The 21,326-nt window shown below is 70.3% G+C and carries 18 protein-coding genes; 15 read left to right on the top strand and 3 right to left on the bottom strand.

What is annotated here, in order from left to right; genetic code table 11:
- Window positions 1-123: 123 nt before the first annotated feature.
- The 14 genes from ACFO9I_RS01365 to ACFO9I_RS01300 all read left to right on the top strand — a co-directional run bounded on the left by ACFO9I_RS01365 (window position 124) and on the right by ACFO9I_RS01300 (window position 16,562).
- The gene (locus tag ACFO9I_RS01365; protein ID WP_379177043.1) at window positions 124-678 is read left to right on the top strand and encodes a NuoB/complex I 20 kDa subunit family protein; all 555 of its coding nucleotides are present in this window, start codon (window positions 124-126) and stop codon (window positions 676-678) included.
- Window positions 675-1,403 carry an NADH-quinone oxidoreductase subunit C gene (locus ACFO9I_RS01360; RefSeq protein ID WP_379177041.1) on the top strand — a complete coding sequence of 243 codons (729 nt, stop codon included), beginning with the start codon at window positions 675-677 and terminating at the stop codon, window positions 1,401-1,403. Before ACFO9I_RS01365 ends, ACFO9I_RS01360 begins: the two co-directional genes overlap by 4 nt.
- A 139-nt stretch (window positions 1,404-1,542) precedes the next feature.
- Entirely contained in the window at window positions 1,543-2,886 is a 1,344-nt protein-coding gene (locus ACFO9I_RS01355) for an NADH-quinone oxidoreductase subunit D (protein WP_379177039.1), read from the top strand.
- Entirely contained in the window at window positions 2,883-3,674 is a 792-nt protein-coding gene (gene nuoE / locus ACFO9I_RS01350) for an NADH-quinone oxidoreductase subunit NuoE (protein ID WP_379177037.1), read from the top strand. Before ACFO9I_RS01355 ends, nuoE begins: the two co-directional genes overlap by 4 nt.
- The gene (gene nuoF, locus ACFO9I_RS01345) at window positions 3,671-4,981 is read left to right on the top strand and encodes an NADH-quinone oxidoreductase subunit NuoF (RefSeq protein WP_379177035.1); all 1,311 of its coding nucleotides are present in this window, start codon (window positions 3,671-3,673) and stop codon (window positions 4,979-4,981) included. The genes nuoE and nuoF overlap by 4 nt, the downstream gene beginning before the upstream one ends.
- A complete protein-coding gene (locus tag ACFO9I_RS01340) occupies window positions 4,978-7,431 on the top strand; it encodes an NADH-quinone oxidoreductase subunit G (RefSeq protein ID WP_379177033.1) in 2,454 nt (817 codons plus the stop codon). The genes nuoF and ACFO9I_RS01340 overlap by 4 nt, the downstream gene beginning before the upstream one ends.
- Window positions 7,431-8,747, top strand: coding sequence for an NADH-quinone oxidoreductase subunit NuoH (gene nuoH, locus ACFO9I_RS01335; RefSeq protein ID WP_379177378.1), 1,317 nt, complete (start codon window positions 7,431-7,433; stop codon window positions 8,745-8,747). The genes ACFO9I_RS01340 and nuoH overlap by 1 nt, the downstream gene beginning before the upstream one ends.
- Window positions 8,747-9,322 carry an NADH-quinone oxidoreductase subunit NuoI gene (gene nuoI / locus ACFO9I_RS01330; RefSeq protein ID WP_379177031.1) on the top strand — a complete coding sequence of 192 codons (576 nt, stop codon included), beginning with the start codon at window positions 8,747-8,749 and terminating at the stop codon, window positions 9,320-9,322. The genes nuoH and nuoI overlap by 1 nt, the downstream gene beginning before the upstream one ends.
- Window positions 9,319-10,119, top strand: a complete 801-nt coding sequence (locus tag ACFO9I_RS01325; RefSeq protein WP_379177028.1) for an NADH-quinone oxidoreductase subunit J — start codon at window positions 9,319-9,321, stop codon at window positions 10,117-10,119. The genes nuoI and ACFO9I_RS01325 overlap by 4 nt, the downstream gene beginning before the upstream one ends.
- The gene (gene nuoK / locus ACFO9I_RS01320) at window positions 10,116-10,415 is read left to right on the top strand and encodes an NADH-quinone oxidoreductase subunit NuoK (protein WP_180935411.1); all 300 of its coding nucleotides are present in this window, start codon (window positions 10,116-10,118) and stop codon (window positions 10,413-10,415) included. The genes ACFO9I_RS01325 and nuoK overlap by 4 nt, the downstream gene beginning before the upstream one ends.
- 54 nt (window positions 10,416-10,469) lie before the next feature.
- Entirely contained in the window at window positions 10,470-12,368 is a 1,899-nt protein-coding gene (nuoL, locus tag ACFO9I_RS01315; RefSeq protein WP_379177376.1) for an NADH-quinone oxidoreductase subunit L, read from the top strand.
- Window positions 12,365-13,906 carry an NADH-quinone oxidoreductase subunit M gene (locus tag ACFO9I_RS01310; RefSeq protein ID WP_379177026.1) on the top strand — a complete coding sequence of 514 codons (1,542 nt, stop codon included), beginning with the start codon at window positions 12,365-12,367 and terminating at the stop codon, window positions 13,904-13,906. The genes nuoL and ACFO9I_RS01310 overlap by 4 nt, the downstream gene beginning before the upstream one ends.
- Before the next feature lie 92 nt (window positions 13,907-13,998).
- Window positions 13,999-15,555 carry an NADH-quinone oxidoreductase subunit NuoN gene (gene nuoN / locus ACFO9I_RS01305; RefSeq protein ID WP_379177374.1) on the top strand — a complete coding sequence of 519 codons (1,557 nt, stop codon included), beginning with the start codon at window positions 13,999-14,001 and terminating at the stop codon, window positions 15,553-15,555.
- A gap of 74 nt (window positions 15,556-15,629) precedes the next feature.
- Window positions 15,630-16,562, top strand: coding sequence for a polyprenyl synthetase family protein (locus ACFO9I_RS01300; protein ID WP_379177372.1), 933 nt, complete (start codon window positions 15,630-15,632; stop codon window positions 16,560-16,562).
- 20 nt (window positions 16,563-16,582) lie between these two features.
- Here ACFO9I_RS01300 and rarD read toward each other — a convergent pair whose 3' ends face one another.
- Complete coding sequence (gene rarD, locus ACFO9I_RS01295; protein WP_379177024.1) at window positions 16,583-17,491, bottom strand: EamA family transporter RarD; 909 nt, start codon at window positions 17,489-17,491, stop codon at window positions 16,583-16,585.
- 126 nt (window positions 17,492-17,617) lie between these two features.
- Here rarD and ACFO9I_RS01290 point away from each other — a divergent pair, with 126 nt between their 5' ends.
- On the top strand, window positions 17,618-18,061 hold the full coding sequence (locus ACFO9I_RS01290; protein WP_379177022.1) for a hypothetical protein: 444 nt from the start codon (window positions 17,618-17,620) through the stop codon (window positions 18,059-18,061).
- Window positions 18,062-18,139: 78 nt separating this feature from the next.
- Here ACFO9I_RS01290 and ACFO9I_RS01285 read toward each other — a convergent pair whose 3' ends face one another.
- Together ACFO9I_RS01285 and ACFO9I_RS01280 are read right to left on the bottom strand one after the other, a co-directional pair.
- On the bottom strand, window positions 18,140-19,234 hold the full coding sequence (locus ACFO9I_RS01285) for a 2-oxoacid:ferredoxin oxidoreductase subunit beta (protein ID WP_379177020.1): 1,095 nt from the start codon (window positions 19,232-19,234) through the stop codon (window positions 18,140-18,142).
- Window positions 19,231-21,135 (bottom strand): 2-oxoacid:acceptor oxidoreductase subunit alpha, encoded by a 1,905-nt coding sequence (locus ACFO9I_RS01280; RefSeq protein ID WP_379177370.1) that lies wholly within the window; start codon window positions 21,133-21,135, stop codon window positions 19,231-19,233. The genes ACFO9I_RS01285 and ACFO9I_RS01280 overlap by 4 nt, the downstream gene beginning before the upstream one ends.
- Between the last annotated feature and the right edge of the window lie 191 nt (window positions 21,136-21,326).

The raw sequence follows: 21,326 nt of genomic DNA, 5'->3' as shown, positions 1-21,326 counted from the left end.
GCGTTCTCCTCGGTCGTCGACCGCTCCGCTGCGCTCCGCACAAAGGTCGACTTCCCTCGTCGGCCTTGGCATGCACAGCGCCTCGCAGCTCTCAGCACCGGCACACACGGAAGGGACCCTCTGATGGGTATCGAGGAGAAGCTCCCCAGCGGCGTCCTGCTGACGACCGTCGAGGGCGTCGCCGGCTACATGCGCAAGGCGTCCTTCTGGCCGGCCACCTTCGGCCTGGCCTGCTGCGCCATCGAGATGATGACCACCGGCGGCCCCAAGTACGACCTCGCGCGGTTCGGCATGGAGGTGTTCCGGGCCAGCCCGCGCCAGGCGGACCTGATGATCGTGGCCGGCCGGGTCAGCCAGAAGATGGCCCCGGTCCTGCGCCAGATCTACGACCAGATGCCCGACCCCAAGTGGGTGCTCGCGATGGGTGTGTGCGCGAGCAGCGGCGGCATGTTCAACAACTACGCGATCGTCCAGGGCGTCGACCACGTCGTCCCCGTCGACATGTACCTCCCCGGCTGCCCGCCGCGCCCGGAGATGCTGATCGACGCGATCCTCAAGCTCCACGACCAGGTGCAGCACGCCAAGCTCGGCAGCAACCGCCGGGCCGAGGTCGAGCAGCTCGAGAACGACGCGCTCAAGGCGCTGCCCACCTCCGAGATGAAGGGCCTCCTGCGGTGAGCGAGGAGAAGAAGGTCGAGCAGCCGGCCGTCGAGCAGTCGCCGGAGAACGTGCCCGCCCCCACCGGCGAGGTGCACCAGGTCGGCACCCGGCACGGCATGTTCGGCGTGCACGGCACCGGCGACACCAGCGGGTACGGCGGCCTGGTGCAGCCCATCGTCTACCCCGGCCGGGCCGAGCGCCCCTTCGGTGGCTGGCACGACGAGGTGGCCGACGCGCTCGAGGAGCGGCTCGGCGCCGAGGGGCTGCAGAGCGCGGTCGAGCAGGTCGTCATCCACCGCGGCGAGATCACCTTCCACGTCCGCCGCGAGGACCTGGTGGTCGTCGCCCGGACGCTGCGTGACGACCCGCGGCTGCGCTTCGAGCTCTGCTCGGGGGTCAGCGGCGTGCACTACCCCGACGACACCGGGCGCGAGCTGCACGCGGTCTACCACCTGCTCTCGATGACCCACAACCGCCGGATCCGGCTTGAGGTCGCGGCGTCGGACGCCCACCCGCACATCCCCTCGATCGTGGCGGTCTACCCGACCAACGACTGGCACGAGCGCGAGACGTTCGACATGTTCGGCATCGTCTTCGACGGTCACCCTGCGCTCACCCGCATCCTCATGCCCGACGACTGGCCGGGCCACCCCCAGCGCAAGGACTACCCGCTGGGAGGCATTCCCGTGGAGTACAAGGGCGGCACCATCCCGCCTCCCGACCAGCGGAGGTCCTACAACTGATGAGCAGCCGACTGTTTGATTGCTCGCTTCGCTCGCAGTCCCTGCGCGGCGCAAGGACGCTCTGCCGTTGGGGAGGCATTCCCGTGGAGTACAAGGGCGGCACCATCCCGCCTCCCGACCAGCGGAGGTCCTACAACTGATGACGCAGCACGACATCTACGCAGGCGCCAGCGAGACCACCGAGGGCCGTGTCTTCACGGTCACCGGCCAGGACTGGGACACGATCGCCGAGGGCCTCGCCGACGCAGGTGAGACCGACGAGCGGGTCGTCGTCAACATGGGTCCGCAGCACCCGTCCACCCACGGCGTGCTCCGGCTGATCCTCGAGCTCGAGGGCGAGACGGTCACCGAGGCCCGGTGCGGGATCGGCTACCTGCACACCGGCATCGAGAAGAACATGGAGTTCCGCTCCTGGACGCAGGGCGTCACGTTCTGCACCCGGATGGACTACCTCAGCCCGTTCTACAACGAGATGACCTACGTGCTCGGGGTCGAGCGGCTGCTCGACATCGAGGACGACATCCCCGAGAAGGCCCAGGTCATGCGGGTCCTGCTCATGGAGCTCAACCGCATCTCCTCCCACCTGGTCTGCATCGCCACCGGCGGCATGGAGATCGGCGCGCTCACGGTGATGACCATCGGCTTCCGCGAGCGCGAGCTGCTCCTCGACCTGTTCGAGCTGATCACAGGGCTGCGCATGAACCACGCGTTCATCCGCCCCGGCGGCGTGGCGCAGGACCTGCCGCCCGGTGCCCTCGACGAGATCCGCGACTTCATCGCCCTGATGAAGAAGCGCCTGCCCGAGTACGCCGCGCTCTGCAACGCGAACCCGATCTTCAAGGCACGCCTCGAGGGCGTCGGTCACCTCGACCTCTCCGGTTGCCTGGCGCTCGGTCTCACCGGCCCCGTGCTGCGCTCGACCGGCTACCCGTGGGACCTGCGCAAGACCCAGCCCTACAGCGGCTACGAGGACTACGACTTCGAGGTCCAGACCTGGGACACCTGCGACTCCTACGGGCGCTTCCGGATCCGTCTCGCCGAGATGTGGGAGTCGCTGAAGATCGTCGAGCAGGCCGCGGACCGCCTCGCGAAGCTCGAGGGGGCGCCGGTCATGGTCGGCGACAAGAAGATCGCCTGGCCCAGCCAGCTCGCCGTCGGCAGCGACGGGATGGGCAACAGCCTCGACCACATCCGCCACATCATGGGCGAGTCGATGGAGGCGCTGATCCATCACTTCAAGCTGGTCACCGAGGGCTTCCGGGTGCCGGCCGGCCAGGCCTACGTGCCGATCGAGTCACCCCGCGGGGAGCTGGGCGCCCACGTCGTCTCCGACGGCGGCACCCGCCCGTTCCGTGCGCACTTCCGCGACCCGTCGTTCACCAACCTGCAGGCGACGAGCGTGATGAGCGAGGGCGGCATGGTCGCCGACGTCATCGTCGCGATCGCCTCGATCGACCCCGTCATGGGAGGCGTCGACAGATGACCATCGACCAGACGACCCTCGCCGAGCTCGGGCAGATCGCCGCCCGCTACCCCGAGGCGCGTTCCGGCCTGCTCCCGATGCTGCACCTGGTGCAGTCCACGGAGGGGCGGATCACCCCGGAGGGGATCGAGGCCTGCGCGGAGATCCTCGGCATCACCGCCGCGGAGGTCAGCGGCGTCGCGACGTTCTACACGATGTACAAGCGCAAGCCGGTCGGCGACTACCACGTCGGCGTCTGCACCAACACGCTGTGCGCGGTGATGGGCGGCGACGCGATCTTCGAGCGGCTCAAGGACCACCTCGACGTCGGCAACGACGAGACCACCGCTGACGGCAGGATCACCCTCGAGCACATCGAGTGCAACGCGGCCTGCGACTACGCGCCGGTGATGACCGTCAACTGGGAGTTCATGGACAACATGACCCCCGAGTCGGCCACCCAGCTGGTCGACGACCTGCGCACGGGTGCGGAGGTCAGCTCGACCCGGGGCGCGCGGCTCTGCACCTGGCGCGAGGCCGAGCGGGTGCTGGCCGGGTTCCCCGACGACCGTGCCGACGAGGGCCCCTCGGCCGGGCCTGCGTCCCTGGTCGGCCTGGGCATCGCGCGCGAGCGCGGCTGGACGGCACCCGAGGCCGCCGCGGCCGGCAGCGCGGCGTCACTCGGCAGCCGACAGGGCGCGGCCGAGCAGGCCGACACCTCCCGCGCCGAGACCGAGACCAGGCTCGACGAGTCGCCCGCGGACGCGAAGCACGAGGACAACCCTGCGAAGGGGGATGACGCCCGGTGACCGACACACTGACCCCGGTCCTGACCGACAACTGGGGCGAGGACCGCAGCTGGACGCTGGAGGCCTACGAGGCACGCGGCGGCTACCGCGCCCTGGACAAGGCCTTCGCGATGGCCCCCGACGCCGTGATCGAGGAGGTCAAGGAGTCGGGCCTGCGCGGCCGCGGCGGCGCCGGCTTCCCGACCGGCATGAAGTGGGGCTTCATCCCGCAGGACAACCCCCGCCCGAAGTACCTCGTGGTCAACGCCGACGAGTCCGAGCCGGGCACCTGCAAGGACGTCCCGCTGATGATGGCCAGCCCGCACACGCTGGTCGAGGGCGTCATCATCAGCTCCTACGCGATCCGCGCCAACCGGGCCTTCATCTACGTGCGCGGCGAGGTCCTGCACGTCGTACGCCGCCTGCAGCGCGCCGTCCAGGAGGCCTACCTGGCCGGCCACCTCGGCAAGGACATCCACGGCTCGGGCTACGACCTCGAGCTGGTCGTCCACGCCGGTGCCGGCGCCTACATCTGCGGCGAGGAGACCGCGCTCCTCGACTCGCTCGAGGGTCGGCGCGGCCAGCCCCGCCTGCGCCCGCCGTTCCCGGCCGTCGCCGGCCTGTACGCCAGCCCGACGGTCATCAACAACGTCGAGTCGATCGCGTCCGTGCCCAGCATCATCGCCAACGGCCACGAGTGGTTCGCCTCGATGGGGACCGAGAAGTCCAAGGGCTTCGGCATCTTCTCCCTCTCCGGCCACGTCAACCGCCCCGGGCAGTACGAGGCACCGCTCGGCATCACGCTGCGCCAGCTGATCGAGCTCGCCGGTGGCATCCGCGCGGGGCACGAGCTGAAGTTCTGGACGCCCGGAGGGTCCAGCACCCCCATGCTGACCGCCGAGCACCTCGACGTCCCGCTCGACTTCGAGGGCGTCGGTGCGGCCGGTTCCATGCTGGGCACGCGAGCGCTGCAGATCTTCGACGACACCACCTGCGTGGTGCGGGCCGTGCTGCGCTGGACGGAGTTCTACAAACACGAGTCCTGCGGCAAGTGCACGCCCTGCCGCGAGGGCACGTGGTGGCTCGTCCAGACCCTGGCGGCGCTGGAGAAGGGGCAGGGCAGCGAGGCCGACCTCGAGCTGCTGCTCGACCAGTGCGACAACATCCTCGGCCGCTCGTTCTGCGCGCTCGCCGACGGCGCGGTCAGCCCGATCACCAGCTCGATCAAGTTCTTCCGGGACGAGTACCTCGCCCACCTCACCCACGGCGGGTGCCCCTTCGACCCGACCGCGTCCACCCTCTTCGCGACCGCGGGAGCGACAGCATGACGACCACGCCGGAGAAGGCCGGGGCGCACACCCCGGTCGCCGAGGACCTCGTCACCCTGACCATCGACGGCGTCGAGGTCAGCGTCCCGAAGGACACGCTGGTGATCCGGGCCGCCGAGCAGGTGGGCGTCCAGATCCCGCGGTTCTGCGACCACCCGCTGCTGGCGCCGGTGGGCGCCTGCCGCCAGTGCCTGGTCGACGTCCCCGACGCCGGCAACGGCCGCGGCTTCCCCAAGCCGCAGGCCTCCTGCACCATCACGGTCGCCGAGGGCATGGTCGTCAACACCCAGGCCACCAGCCCGGTCGCCGACAAGGCGCAGCAGGGGATCATGGAGTTCCTGCTGATCAACCACCCGCTGGACTGCCCCGTCTGCGACAAGGGCGGCGAGTGCCCCCTGCAGAACCAGGCCATGTCCAACGGCCGCGGCGAGTCCCGCTTCTCCGCCTCCGGCGGCGTGAAGCGCACTTACCCCAAGCCGATCAACATCTCCGCACAGGTGCTGCTCGACCGCGAGCGCTGCGTGCTGTGCGCCCGCTGCACCCGCTTCTCCGAGCAGATCGCCGGCGACCCGTTCATCGCGCTGATCGAGCGCGGCGCCCTGCAGCAGGTCGGCATCTACGAGCGCGAGCCCTTCGAGTCGTACTTCTCGGGCAACACCATCCAGATCTGCCCGGTGGGTGCGCTGACCAGCGCCGAGTACCGCTTCCGCTCGCGCCCCTTCGACCTCGTCTCGACCCCGTCGGTCGCCGAGCACGACGCCTGCGGCTCGGCCATCCGGGTCGACCACCGGCGCGGCAAGGTGATGCGTCGGCTCGCGGGCAACGACCCGGAGGTCAACGAGGAGTGGATCACCGACAAGGACCGCTTCGCGTTCACCTACGCGGCCATGCCCGACCGGCTCACCTACCCCCAGGTCCGCGACCGCGTGGAGGACGGGGGAGACGGCTCGCTGCGCCCGGCCTCCTGGCCGGAGGCCTTCGCGGTCGCGGCGCGGGGGCTGCGTGCCTCCGGCCCTGCCGCGGTGCTGACCGGTGGTCGGGTGACGGCCGAGGACGCGTACGCCTACAGCAAGTTCGCCCGGGTCTCGCTCGGCACCAACGACGTCGACTTCCGGGCCCGCCCGCTCTCCTCCGAGGAGGCCGACTTCCTCGCCTCCGAGGTGGTGCTGACCGCCGCGGTGACCTACACCGACCTCGAGACGGCCACGACCGTCGTGCTGGCCGGGCTCGAGCCCGAGGACGAGGCCGGCGCGATCTTCCTGCGGCTGCGCAAGGCCGCCCAGCACCACCGCACCCGCGTGGTCTCGATCGCGCCGTACGCCTCCCGCGGGCTGCGCAAGATGGCCGGCCAGCTGGTGGCCACGGCCCCCGGCGAGGAGGCCGCCGCCCTGGAGCAGCTGGTCTCGCACGCCGACTTCGGCCTCGACGCGACCGGCGTGATCCTCGTCGGCGAGCGCCTCGCCACCTCGCCCGGCGCGCTCGCGGCAGCGGCCCGGCTTGCCCGCACCACCGGCGCCCGGCTCGCCTGGGTCCCGCGTCGTGCCGGTGACCGCGGCGCGGTCGAGACCGGCTGCCTGCCGAACCTGCTGCCCGGTGGCCGCCCGGTGGCCGACGCGACCGCCCGCGTCGACGTCGCGACGGCCTGGGGCGTCGACGGGCTGCCCGAGACCGTGGGCCGCGACGCCGACGCCATCGTGGCCGCGCTGCGGGCCGGCGAGCTCGGTGGCCTGGTCATCGGCGGCGTGGACCCCGACGACACCGCGGACCCGGCCGCCACCCGGGCCGCGATCGAGGCGGCGGCGTTCGTCGTCGCCCTGGAGCTGCGCGAGACCGACGTGACCCGAGCCGCCGACGTCGTCTTCCCGGTGGCCCCGGTCTCCGACAAGGCCGGGATGTTCGTGACCTGGGAGGGCCGCCCGCGCCCGTTCCCCGCGGTCTTCGAGGACCCCCGCTCGCTGCCCGACCTGCGCGTGCTCGCCGGCATCGCCGAGGAGCTGGCCCAGCTCGGTCAGGGGAGCCCGCTCGGGTTCCGGACGGTCGCCGAGGCGCGCGCCCAGATGGAGGAGCTCGGCCCCTGGGACGGCGAGCGTGCGGCGACGGTCGAGGCGGCCTCCGTCCCGGCTGCCACCACCGACGGCGGGCTCCGGCTCGCCACCTGGAAGCAGATGATCGACAACGGCTCGATGCAGGACGGCGACCCGGCGTTGCGGGCCACGGCCCGACGGCCGGTCGCCCGCGTCAGCCCCGCGACGTACGCCACCCTCCACGAGTCGGTCCGCGACGGCGGCGTGCTCGTCGGCGACCGCGGCACCCTGTCGCTGCCGGTCGAGCCCACCGAGGGCATGGTCGACGGCGTCGTGTGGGTGCCCGCCTGCTCGGTGGGCAACGGCGTCCTGGCCGACCTGGCCTCGCCCGGCAGCACGGTCACCCTGAAGGGAGCAGCGCAGTGATCTCGACAGGCTCGATCACCGTCCTCGCGGCCGACGACCTCTCGGCGTTCGGCCACGACCCGTGGTGGGTCATCCTGCTCAAGACCGTGCTGATCTTCCTGGTGCTGGTCCTGCTGACGCTCTTCAACATCTGGTGGGAGCGCCGCGTCGTCGCGCGCATGCAGCACCGGATCGGCCCCAACGTGCACGGACCCTTCGGTCTGCTCCAGTCGCTCGCCGACGGCGTGAAGCTGGCGTTGAAGGAGGACATCATCCCCAAGGCGGCGGACAGGGCGGTCTTCCTGATCGCCCCCGTGCTGGCGGTGATCCCCGCGTTCGTGACGTTCAGCGTGATCCCGTTCGGGCCGGTGGTGAGGATCCCGTTCACCGACACCTACACCGCGCTGCAGCTGACCGACATGCCGGTCGCGGTCCTCTTCGTGATGGCGATCGCCTCGATCGGCATCTACGGCATCGTGCTGGGCGGCTGGTCGAGCGGGTCGACGTACTCCCTGCTCGGCGGCCTGCGCTCGAGCGCGCAGATGATCTCCTACGAGGTCGCGATGGGCCTCGCGCTGGTCGCGGTGTTCCTGTACGCCGGCTCGATGTCGACCTCGCAGATCGTGGCCGAGCAGGACAAGTTCTGGTTCGGGCTGATCCTGGTGCCGTCCTTCGTGATCTACACGATCTCGATGGTGGGCGAGACCAACCGCGCGCCGTTCGACCTGCCGGAGGCCGAGGGCGAGCTGGTCGGCGGCTTCCACACCGAGTACTCCTCGCTGAAGTTCGCCCTGTTCTTCCTCGCCGAGTACATCAACATGGCGACGGTCTCCGCGCTCGCGACCACGTTGTTCCTCGGCGGCTGGCACGCGCCGTGGGGGATCGAGAAGATCAACGACGGGATGTTCAACGAGGGCTACTGGCCGCTGCTGTGGTTCTTCGGCAAGGTGCTCTTCTTCATCTTCGTCTTCATCTGGCTGCGCGGGTCGCTGCCACGGCTGCGCTACGACCAGTTCATGGCGTTCGGCTGGAAGCGGCTGATCCCCATCTCGCTGGTGTGGATCGTGGCCGTGGCCACCATCCGCTCCATCTCGCTGGAGGGTGGGCTGGACCGCCAGTACCTCCTGATCGGGATCGGCGTGCTGGCGGTCCTCTTCCTGGCGCTCTTCTTCATGGGCGAGTCCGAGGAGGAGCCCGAGCCCGCCGAGCAGCCGGCCGACGCCCACGCCGGCGGCTTCCCGGTCCCGCCGATGCCCGCCGGGGGCGCGGTGCGAGGCGCCGCCGCTCCGCTCACGTTCGACGCCCATAGCTCCACCGTCGCGGGGAAGGAAGCCTGATGGCTGAGTCCAAGTCGCTCAAGGAACAGTTCTGGGACCCGGTGGCGGGTTTCGGCGTCACCTTCCGGACCATGTTCAAGAAGGTCGTCACCGAGCAGTACCCGTTCGAGAAGATGCCCACCGCGCCCCGCTTCCACGGCCGCCACCAGCTCAACCGCTGGCCCGACGGCCTGGAGAAGTGCATCGGCTGCGAGCTGTGCGCCTGGGCCTGCCCGGCGGACGCGATCTACGTCGAGGGCGCCTCGAACACCGAGGAGGAGCGCTTCAGCCCCGGCGAGCGCTACGGCCGCGTCTACCAGATCAACTACCTGCGCTGCATCCTGTGCGGCCTCTGCATCGAGGCCTGCCCGACGCGCGCGCTCACGATGACCAACGAGTACGAGCTCGCCGACGACAACCGCGCCGACCTCATCTACGAGAAGTCCGACCTGCTCGCGCCGCTGCTGCCGGGCATGGAGCAGCCTCCTCACCCGATGCGGCTCGGTGACGACGAGGGCGACTACTACCGCGGGACCTACTCGGCGCCCGCCCCCGGCGCGGGCGCACCCGCCGAGACGCAGGAGGCCGCGAAGTGACCGCCTTCTGGATCCTCGCGCCGATCATGGTGGTCGCGGCCCTCGGCATCCTGTTCGTCCGCAAGGCCGTGCACGCCGCGCTGCTGCTCGCGGTGGTGATGATGAGCCTCGCGGTGCTGTACGCCGTGCTGGACGCGCCGTTCCTGTTCGCGGTGCAGATCATCGTCTACACCGGCGCGATCCTGATGCTGTTCCTGTTCGTGCTGATGCTGGTCGGCGTCGACGCGTCCGACTCCGTCGTCGAGACGATCAAGGGCCAGCGGGTGCTGGCGATCATCGGCGGCCTGCTCCTCGGACTGACGCTCGTGCTCGGGCTCGGTCAGATCTCGCTGGGCACCGGGGCGGGTCTCGGCGACGCCAACGGCGAGGGCAACATCCAGGCGCTCGCACAGATCCTGTTCTCCCGCTACGTCTTCGCCTTCGAGGTCACCAGCGCCCTGCTGATCACGGCAGCCGTCGGCGCCATGGTGCTCGCGCACCGCGAGCGGCTGACTCCGAAGCCCAGCCAGGCCTCGCTGGCGGCCCAGCGGATGCGCGACTACGCCGACAAGGGCACCCACCCCGGCCCGCTGCCGCCCCCGGGTGTCTTCGCCCGGCACAACGCGGTGGACACCCCGGCGCTCCTGCCCGACGGCACCGCCGCCGAGGCCTCGATCAGCCGGGTGCTCGCGGCCCGCGGCACGGTCCGCTCGGCCCCCGCGCTCGCCGACGACATCGCGGAGGTCCAGCGCCAGCTCGGCGACGCCCCGCACGCCGGGCGCACCAGCCCCGCCCCCGCCGAGGAGGACACGCTGTGAGCGTCACGCCCTACATCGTCTTGTCGTCGATCCTGTTCACGATCGGCTGCGTGGGCGTGCTCACCCGGCGCAACGCCATCGTGGTCTTCATGTGCGTCGAGCTGATGCTCAACGCCTCGAACCTCGCCCTGGTCGCCTTCGCGCGCCAGCACGGCAACCTCGACGGACAGATCGCGGCGTTCTTCGTGATGGTCGTCGCGGCGGCCGAGGTCGTCGTCGGGCTCGCGATCATCATGACCATCTTCCGGACCCGTCGCTCGGCCTCGGTCGACGACGCGAGCCTGCTGAAGTACTAAGGAGTGCAGGTGACTGCCCAGATCCTCGCGCTGCACGAGGCTGTCCACATCCCGGTGGTGGACCCCACGGCCACCAGCGGCGTCTTCGACCTGCTCTGGCTGGTGATCGCCCTGCCCCTGGCCGGTGCGGCGGTCCTGCTGCTCGGCGGCCGGGCCACGGACCGGTGGGGGCACCTGCTCGGCACCGCGCTGCCGATCGGCTCGTTCGTGATCAGCCTGCTGATGTTCGTCGAGCTTCTCGGCCGCGAGGAGAACGACCGCCAGGTCGCCCAGCACGTCTACGACTGGATGCAGGTCGGTCACCTCGACGTGGGCATGGACCTGCTCTACGACCCGCTGTCGTCGCTGTTCCTGCTCCTGATCACCGGGGTGGGGTCGCTGATCCACATCTACTCGATCGGCTACATGGAGCACGACCCGCGGCGTCGCCGGTTCTTCGGCTACCTGAACCTCTTCATCGCCGCGATGTTGATGCTGGTGCTCTCCGAGAACTACCTCGGCCTGTTCCTCGGCTGGGAGGGCGTTGGCCTCGCCTCCTACCTCCTGATCGGCTTCTGGCAGCACAAGCCGTCGGCGGCCGCCGCTGCCAAGAAGGCCTTCGTGATCAACCGCGTCGGCGACATCGGGATGTCGCTGGCGATCATGCTGTTCTTCGTCACCTTCGGCTCCACCAGCTTCACCGTGATCAGCGCGCACGCGGGGGAGGCGTCGGAGAACACCCTGACCGCGCTGGGGCTGCTCCTGCTGCTCGGTGCGTGCGGCAAGTCCGCCCAGGTGCCGTTGCAGGCCTGGCTCCTCGACGCGATGGAGGGCCCGACCCCGGTGTCCGCGCTCATCCACGCCGCGACCATGGTGACCGCGGGCGTCTACCTCATCGTCCGCTCGAACTTCGTCTTCGATCGCGCGCCGAACGCACAGACGGTCGTGGTCATCGTCGCCGTGGTCACGCTCCTGTGGGGTGCGGTCATCGGGTGCGCCAAGGACGACATCAAGAAGGTGCTGGCCGGCTCGACGATGAGCCAGATCGGCTACATGATGCTGGGCGCCGGCCTCGGTGTCGCCGGCTACGCGTTCGCGATCTTCCACCTGCTCACGCACGGCTTCTTCAAGGCCAACATGTTCCTCGGCGCCGGCTCGGTGATGCACGGCATGGAGGACGACGTCGACATGCGGCACTACGGCGCGCTGCGCAAGGCCATGCCGGTCACGTTCCTGACGTTCACGATGGGCTACCTGGCCATCATCGGGTTCCCGGGCTTCTCGGGTTTCTGGTCCAAGGACAAGATCATCGAGACCGCGCTGGCCGACAACTGGGTCGTCGGGCTGTGCGCCCTGCTCGGTGCGGGCGTCACCGGCTTCTACATGACCCGGCTGATGCTGCTCACCTTCTTCACCGACAAGCGCTGGGAGAAGGGGGTGCACCCCCACGAGTCGCCCGCGGTGATGACCGGCCCGCTGGTGGTGCTCGCCGCCCTCTCCGTGCTCGGTGGCGTGATGCTCATCGGCGACTGGATCGTGGACTTCCTCGCGCCGGTGGTCGGGACCCCCGTCCACGAGGACCCGCCGCTGCCCGCCCTGGCGGTCACCACGCTCGCGGTGCTCGTCGTGGCCGTCGGCGTCGCGCTGGCCTGGTTCCTGGTCGGCAAGCGCGACGTGCCCCGCACGGCTCCCCAGGACGTCTCGTTCGTCACCCGGGCGGCCCGTGAGGAGCTGTACGGCAACCAGATCAACGATGCACTGGTGGTCAACCCCGGCCGGCACACCGTCAGCGGCCTGCTGGCCTTCGACCGGTACGCCGTCGACGGCACCCTCACCGGCGGACCGGTGGCCGTCGGGGTCGTCGCCGGTCAGGCCCGCAAGGTCCAGAACGGTTTCGTCCGCTCCTACGCCCTGTCCCTGCTCGGCGGCGTCCTGCTCGTCGTCCTGGCCCTCCTGGCGGTGAACCTCGCATGAACCAGCTCCCCTGGCTCACGATCCTGGTCCTGGTGCCGCTGGTCGGTGCCCTGGTCGTGGCGTTCGCGCCGAGGGCACCGGGCTCCGCGCTGCCCAAGCAGCTCGCCCTGGCCGTCTCGGTGCTCACCCTCGCCGTCGGCGTGGCGATCGCCGCGCAGTACGACACCGGCGGCGGCATGCAGCTCACCGAGGACCACGAGTGGATCAGCGCCCTGGGCGTCCACTACGCGCTCGGCGTCGACGGCCTCGGCCTGCTGCTGATCCTGCTCACCGTCGTGCTCGTGCCGATCGTGGTCGTCGGGTCGTGGCACGAAGCAGACGACCGCAACCCGGCCGCGTTCTTCGCCTGGGCCCTGGCCCTGGAGTCGTTCTCGCTCCTGGTCTTCGCGGCGACCGACGTCTTCCTCTTCTACGTCTTCTTCGAGGCGACGCTGATCCCGGCGTACTTCCTCATCGGCGGCTTCGGCCGCGAGGGCCGGGCCGTCGCCGCCCTGAAGTTCCTGATGTACCAGCTCGGCGGCGGTCTGGTGATGCTCGCCTCGGTCATCGGGCTGTACGTCGTCTCGGCGCAGGCCGGCGCGCCGTCGTACCTCCTCTCCGAACTGGCCGACCTCGACATGGGCACCAGCGCCGAGCGCTGGCTGTTCGCCGGGTTCTTCATCGCCTTCGCCGTCAAGGCCCCGCTGTTCCCCCTGCACACCTGGCTGGCCGACACGACCGAGCGGGCCACGCCCGGCACCAGCGTGCTGCTGGTCTGCGTGCTGGACAAGATCGGCACTTTCGGGATGCTGCGCTTCTGCCTGGGGCTGTTCCCGGACGCCTCGCAGTGGGCGACTCCCGTGGTGGTCACGCTGGCGCTGATCTCGATCGTCTACGGCGCGCTGATCGCGATCGGGCAGGACGACATCCTGCGCCTGATCGGCCTGACGTCGCTGAGCCACTTCGGCTTCATCACCCTGGGCATCTTCGCGTTCAGCTCGCAGGGCGCGTCCGGGTCGATCCTCTACATGGTCAACCACGGCATCGGCACGGCCGCGCTGTTCCTGCTCGCGGGCTACCTGATCCGCCGCCGCGGCACCTCGCTGATCAGCCGGATGACCGGTGTGGAGAAGTCGGCGCCCGTCCTCGCCGGACTGTTCCTGGTCGCCGGTCTCGCGACCCTCGGCCTGCCCGGCCTGAGCCAGTTCGTCTCCGAGATCCTCGTGCTGATCTCGGCGTTCGACTACCACTGGTGGGTCGGTGCGGTGGCGGTCACCGGCATCGTGCTCGCCGCGATCTACGTGCTGTGGATGTACCAGCGCACCATGACCGGCCCGGGCGTCCCCGGCATCGAGGACACCCCCGACCTGAACCGGCGCGAGATCGGCTCGGTCGCGCCCCTGGTGCTCGCGCTGGTGCTGTTCGGCTTCTACCCGATGCCCCTGCTCGACGTCAGCAACCCCACGGTCGACGCCCTGCTCGAGCACGTCGGGGTGAGTGACCAAGCACCTGTCGTCCCCGCTGCGGGTGACGACCAGGCTGAGGAAGGCCAGCAGTGAACGTCTCCGTGATCAGTGCCCTCGCGGGCGCCGCGTCCGACCCGGCAGTCGCGTTCGACAAGCCGCACATCGAGTACGCCCAGCTCTGGCCGATGCTCGTCGTCTTCGGCGCCGCGTGCCTCGGTGTCGTGGTCGAGGCGTTCCTGCCCCGCGAGCGGCGGTACGTCGTCCAGACGGTGCTGACGCTGGTCGGCCTGGTGGCCGCGCTGGTCGGCACCTGCCTCGTGGCCGCCGACCTCACCTCCCGAGGCGGCGGGATCGCCCGTGGCCTGATCGCCGCCGAGGGCACGATCGTGGTCGACGGGCCGACCGTCTTCTTCTGGGGCCTCATCCTGGTCTTCGCCGTCGGCGGCGTGCTGCTGTTCGCCGAGCGCCGCCTCGAGGGAGGGCTGTCCGCCTTCGCCGGCCAGGCCGCGGCGCTGCCCGGCTCCGAGGCGGAGCGCCGGGCGTCGTCCCAGGGTCTGGACCACACCGAGGTCTACCCGCTGCTGCTGTTCGCGGTCGGCGGCATGATGCTCTTCCCGGCTGCCAACGACCTGCTGACGATGTTCGTGGCGCTCGAGGTGCTCTCACTGCCGCTCTACCTGCTCTGCGGCCTGGCGCGCCGGCGCCGGCTGCTGAGCCAGGAGGCGGCGATGAAGTACTTCCTGCTCGGCGCGTTCTCCTCCGGCTTCTTCCTGTACGGCGTCGCGCTCGTCTACGGCTTCGCCGGCTCGATGCAGCTCTCGGAGATCAACGAGGCGGTGCGCAACGACACCGACAACCAGGTCCTGCTGCTGATCGGGCTCGGCATGCTCGCCGTCGGGCTGCTGTTCAAGGTGGGTGCGGCCCCCTTCCAGGCCTGGACCCCCGACGTCTACCAGGGTGCCCCGACCGCGGTCACCGCCTTCATGGCGGCCTGCACCAAGGTCGCGGCGTTCGGCGCGATGCTGCGCCTGCTGTACGTCGCCTTCGGCTCGGACCGCTGGACCTGGCAGCCGATGCTCTGGATCATCGCGGTCCTCACCATGCTCGTCGGCGCCGTGCTCGCGGTCGTCCAGACCGACGTGAAGCGGATGCTCGCCTACTCCTCGGTGGCGCACACGGGCTTCCTGCTCACCGGGGTCCTCGGTGTCCAGAGCGCCTCGGAGCTCTCCGACGGCCAGGTGACCTCCATGCAGGCGGTCCTGTTCTACCTCGCGACGTACGGCTTCGCGATGATCGGTGCGTTCGCGGTGGTCACCCTGGTGCGGGACTCGGGCGGCGAGGCCACCCAGTTCTCCCGCTGGGCCGGCATCGGGCGACGCTCGCCCCTCACCGGAGGGCTGTTCGCGTTCTTCCTGCTCTCCATGGCCGGCATCCCGCTGACCGCCGGCTTCATCGGCAAGTGGGCGGTCTTCACGGTCGCGCTGGCGGCCGGCGCCTGGCCGGTCGTCATCGCGGCGGTGCTGTGCAGCATCGTGGCGGTCTTCTTCTACGTCCGGGTCATCGTGCTGATGTTCTTCGTCGAGGGCGGCGACGCCGGCACCGGCGAGGTCGCGGCGGTCGTGAAGCCCTCGCTGCTGACCTCCGGCACCATCGGCGTGGGCGTCCTCGCGACCCTCGTCCTGGGCGTGGTGCCCGGCCCGGTTCTCACGCTCGCGGCCCATGCGGGACAATTCGTCAGGTGACGACAGGATCTGCCGCGGCCGGACTCGCGCTGCCCGTGACCGACGAGGCGCTGGCGACGAGGCTGCGCGCCCGGATGGCCGTGGTCGAGGAGGCCCTCCAGGAGCATGTCCGCAGCCGTGCGGGCTTCGTGACCGAGGCCGCCAGCCACCTGATGGAGGCCGGCGGCAAGCGCTTCCGGCCGCTGCTGGTGCTGCTCGCCGCCGAGGCGGGTGAGCACCCGGACGCCGACGAGGTGGTCACCGCGGCGTGCGTCGTGGAGCTGACCCACCTGGCCTCGCTCTACCACGACGACGTCATGGACGAGGCCGACCTGCGCCGCGGCGCGGTCACGGCGCACTCGCGGTGGGGCAACCACGTCGCGATCCTCACCGGCGACTTCCTGTTCTCGAAGTCCTCGGAGCTGACCGCCGAGCTGGGTGCGGACGCGGTGCGCATCCAGGCCCAGACGTTCACCCAGCTCGTCGAGGGGCAGATCCTCGAGACCGTGAAGCCGGGTCCGGACGAGGACCCGCTCGCCCACTACCTCGAGGTGGTGGCCGGCAAGACCGGCTCGCTGATCGCCACCTCCGCCCGGTACGGCGCCCGCTTCGGTGGCGCCGGCCGCGAGGTCGAGGAGGCGCTCACGTCGTACGGTGAGATCGTCGGCAGCGCCTTCCAGCTCTCCGACGACATCCTCGACATCGCCTCGGAGTCCGGGGAGTCCGGCAAGACCCCGGGCACCGACCTGCGCGAGGGCGTGCCGACCCTGCCGGTGCTGATGGCCCGGGCGTCGCAGGACCCGGCCGACGACCGGCTCCACGAGCTGCTCGACTCCGACCTGAGCGACGACGACCTGCACGCCGAGACCCTCGACCTGCTGCGCAAGCACCCGGCGATGGACGAGGCGCGCGCCTACGTCGTCGCCCGTGCCCAGGAGGCCAAGGCGCTGCTCCGTGCCCTGCCCGAGGGACCGGTGCGCGACGCGCTGGAGGCATTCGCCGACATCGTCGCGGTCCGCTCCGCCTGATCCGGGCTGCGCCCGACGGGTCAGATCGCGCTGGCCTCGACGGTCAGCCGCAGCTGACGGCGTCGGTGGGTCACCGCCTCGACGGTGAAGACGACCAGCGCCACCCACACCAGCGCGAAGCCGATCCACCGGCCGGCGGGCATGTCCTCGTGGAACCAGAGGACGCCGAGCGCGAACTGGAACACCGGGGCGAGGTACTGCAGCAGCCCGAGCGTCACCATCGGGACCCTCGTCGCGGCCGCGCCGAAGCAGATCAGCGGGACCGCGGTCACGATGCCGGTGGTCATGAACAGCAGGGCGTGCCCGGCACCGTGGGTCCCGAAGCCGGACTCGCCGCCCGCGACCAGCGAGCCGACGTACACCGCGGCCAGCGGGGCGATCACGGACGTCTCCAGCGCCAGGCTCTCGACGGCGCCCGCGTCGGCGGTCTTCTTCGCCAGCCCGTAGGTGCCGAACGAGAACGCGAGCACCAGGGCGACCCACGGCAGCCGGCCGTAGTCGAGCGTGAGGACCACGACGGCACCCGCGGCCACGGCCAGCGCTCCCCACTGCAGCGGCCGCAGCCGTTCGCGGAGGATGAGCACGCCCATCAGCACCGTGACCAGGGGGTTGATGAAGTAGCCGAGCGACGTCTCGACCACCCGGCCGTTGTTGACGCCCCAGATGTAGGTGGCCCAGTTGACGGTCACCACCCCGGCGGCCACGGTCAGCAGCGCCAGCTTGCGTCGGTCCCGCACCAGCGCCGCGAGATGCCGACGTCGGCCGAGCGCGACCACGAGCACGCCCATGGTGACGCCGGACCAGAGGATCCTGTGGGCGAGGATCTCGAGCGCCCCGGCGGGCTCCAGGAGCGGCCAGTAGAGGGGGAACGCGCCCCAGATGGAGTACGCCGCCACTCCCAGCAGCAGGCCACGTCGGGAGTCCGGCACCGAGCCAGCATAGACACCGCGCAGGTGGTGCCCGAGATCGGTGGGCGGACCCGTGTTTCGGATGTGACCGGAGTGGGGAGGAAGCGGGAGCACCACACCCGAACTTTGAGAACCCGAGGGGGAACCATGCGGATGAACCGCATCACGACCGGCCTGATCAGCTTCGCCCTGGTCGGCCTCGCACCGCTTGCGGTGTCGACGTCCGCCGACGCAGCAACGAGCGGGAAGGCGGCCCACGCCGCGACCGCGCCGTCGGCCACGGAGCGCCAGGCGTTGCCGAAGCGCGAGATCACGTCGAAGATCGTCCAGAAGGGCACGCGCAAGCTGGTCTTCAAGGGCAAGGTGAAGGGCGAGCCGAAGTACGCCGACAAGATCGTCAAGATCCAGCGCCGGGTCGGCAAGAACGGCAGCTGGAAGTTCTACGCCAAGGACCGCACCGACAACCTGGGCTACTGGAAGCACGCCGTGGGCGCGCCCCGCAACGGCCGCTGGTACTTCCGGGCGATGACCCCGAAGACCGGTCAGTACTCCCGTTCCTACAGCGACGTCTGGTACACCTACTCGATCTGATCGGGCACCGACAGCCGGACGACGAAGGGCCCACCGTGGACGACACGGTGGGGCCCTTCGTCGTCCTGAGCCGGTGGGTCAGACGACGGTCCAGGTGTCGCCGCCGCCGATCAGGCCCGCGAGACGCTCCTCGGGGGCTCCGGGCGCGGCGTCGCGCGCCGAGCTGATCTGGGCGCGGGCCTGGTCGTCGTACGCCGGGCGCTCGACCTGGCGGAAGATGCCGATCGGCGACTGGTTGAGGTAGCCGGCGTCGGTCAGCCGCGAGATCGCGAACGCGGTCGAGGGGTCGGGGCTGTGGGCGTCGTGCACCAGCAGCCGGTCCTCGGCCGCGTCTCCCAGGTCGGCCACCTCGACGACCTTCACGCCGCCGGTGCGGGAGTCCCGGATCAGGCCCTTGTCGCCGCCCGCGCCGAACCGGATCGGCTCGCCGTGCACGAGCGGGATGATCGCGTCGGCCTTCGTGTCGTTGTTCTTGATCGCGTCGAAGGCGCCGTCGTTGAAGATCGGGCAGTTCTGGTAGATCTCGACGAACGACGTGCCGCGGTGGGCGGCCGCCGCGGAGAGCACCGAGGTGAGGTGCTTGCGGTCGGAGTCGATGGTGCGGGCCACGAACGTGCCCTCGGCGCCCAGGGCCAGCGATACCGGGTTGAACGGGTGGTCGAGCGACCCCATCGGTGTGGACTTGGTGATCTTGCCGGCCTCGGAGGTGGGGGAGTACTGCCCCTTGGTCAGGCCGTAGATGCGGTTGTTGAACAGCAGGATCGTCATGTTGACGTTGCGGCGCAGCGCGTGGATCAGGTGGTTGCCCCCGATCGAGAGCGCGTCGCCGTCACCGGTGACGACCCAGACCGAGAGGTCCTCGCGGGCCGTGGCGATGCCGGTCGCGATCGACGGCGCGCGGCCGTGGATCGAGTGCATGCCGTAGGTGTCGAGGTAGTAGGGGAAGCGGCTCGAGCAGCCGATGCCGGAGACGAACACGATGTTCTCGCGGCGCAGGCCGAGGTCGGGCAGGAAGCCCTGGACGGCCTTGAGGACGGCGTAGTCGCCGCAGCCGGGGCACCAGCGGACCTCCTGGTCGGAGGTGTACTCCTTGCCGGTCTGGGGCTGGTCGCTGGTGGGGACGAGCTCGACGCCCGAGCGGAGCCCCGGGAAGGGGAGTTCGGTGCTGGTCACTTGCCTGCCTCCTGCGCGGTCAGGTTGACGTCCACGCCCTCGGCCTGGGAGACCAGCTCGCCGATCGCCTCGGCGAGCTCGGCCGCCTTGAGGGGAAGGCCGCGGACGTGGTTGTAGCCGATGGCGTCCACGAGGTACCTCGCGCGCAGCAGCATCGAGAGCTGGCCGAGGTTCATCTCGGGGACGAGGACCTTGTCGTAGCGCTTCAGCACCTCGCCGAGGTCCTTCGGGAAGGGGTTCAGGTGGCGCAGGTGCGCCTGGGCGACGTTGTAGCCGGCCTTGCGCACGCGGCGCACGCCCGCGCCGATGGGGCCGTACGTCGAGCCCCAGCCGAGCACGAGCACCCTGGCCTGGCCGGACGGGTCGTCGACCTCCATCGGCGGGATCGTCTCGGCGATCCGGTCCACCTTGGCCTGGCGGGTGCGGACCATGAAGTCGTGGTTGGCCGGGTCGTAGGAGATGTTGCCGTGCCCGTCGCCCTTCTCCAGGCCACCGATGCGGTGCTCGAGGCCGGGGGTGCCCGGCACGGCCCAGGGCCGGGCCAGCGTCTCCTCGTCGCGCAGGTAGGGCCAGAAGTCGGACTCACCGTCCTCCAGCGGGTGGTTGCCCGCCGTGGCGAAGTCGGGGTCGATGCTGGGCAGGTCGTCGATCTCCGGGATCCGCCAGGGCTCGGAGCCGTTGGCGAGGTAGCCGTCGGAGAGCAGCATCACGGGGGTGCGGTAGGTGACCGCGATGCGGGCGGCCTCGAGCGCGGCGTCGAAGCAGTCGCCGGGGGACTGGGGAGCGACGATCGGCACCGGAGCCTCGCCGTTGCGTCCGAACATCGCCTGCAGCAGGTCGGCCTGCTCGGTCTTGGTGGGCAGGCCGGTGGACGGGCCGCCGCGCTGGACGTCGACGACGAGCAGGGGCAGCTCGGTCATCACGGCCAGGCCGATCGCCTCCGACTTCAGCGCGATGCCGGGGCCCGAGGTGGTCGTCACGCCGAGGCTGCCGGCGAAGGAGGCACCGATCGCCGCACCAATGCCGGCGATCTCGTCCTCGGCCTGGAAGGTCGTCACTCCGAACGCCTTGTGCTTGCTCAGCTCGTGGAGGATGTCGGAGGCCGGCGTGATGGGGTAGGACCCGAGGAAGACCGGCAGGCCCGAGCGGACCCCGCTGGCCACCAGGCCGTAGGCGAGCGCGAGGTTGCCGGTGATGTTGCGATAGGTGCCCGCGGCCATGGGGGCTGGCTTGATCTCGTAGGAGACCGCGAACGCCTCGGTGGTCTCGCCGAAGTTCCAGCCCATCTTGAACGCCGTGATGTTGGCGTCGCGGATGTCGGCCACCTTGGCGAACCGGCGCTCGAGGAAGCTGATGGTCGAGTCGACCGGGCGGCCGTACATCCACGAGAGCAGCCCGAGCGCGAACATGTTCTTCGCGCGGGCGGCGTCCTTGCGGGACAGGCCGAACTCCTTGACCGCCGCGACCGTGAGCCCGGTGAGGTCGACGGGGTGCAGGGCGTACTCCGCCAGCGAGTCGTCCTCGAGCGGGTTGGCGGTGTAGCCGGCCTTGGTGAGGTTGCGCGTGGTGAAGTCGTGGGTGTCGACGATGATCGTGGCGCCCTTGGGCAGGTCGGCGAGGTTGGCCCGCAACGCCGCCGGGTTCATCGCGACCAGCACGTCGGGTGCGTCGCCCGGGGTCAGGATGTCGTGGTCGGCGAAGTGGACCTGGAACGACGAGACGCCCGGCAGCGTGCCCTGGGGGGCGCGGATCTCGGCGGGGAAGTTGGGCAGCGTCGACAGGTCGTTGCCGAACGCGGCCGACTCCTGGGTGAACCGGTCGCCGGTGAGCTGCATGCCGTCACCGGAGTCCCCGGCGAAGCGGATGATCACCCGATCCAGCTGCTTGACCTGCTTGGACACCACGCGCACTTCCCTCGCTGTTCTGCCGCCTGAGCGGTGGCGGCACGACCTCCCACGATAGTCGGGCCCCTCAGCGCACCGAACCCGTCTCCCGGAGTGGACCCGTGATCCCCAACACGCGGTATCAAGTGTGTCCATATTTCGTACAGACACGGTTAAGTCGACTAGTCTTGCCGACATAACCGAGAAAG

The organism is Nocardioides sp. GCM10023255 (genome assembly GCF_042653125.1).
Classification (GTDB): domain Bacteria; phylum Actinomycetota; class Actinomycetes; order Propionibacteriales; family Nocardioidaceae; genus Nocardioides.
This window is presented reverse-complemented; position numbering and strand designations above follow the sequence as displayed.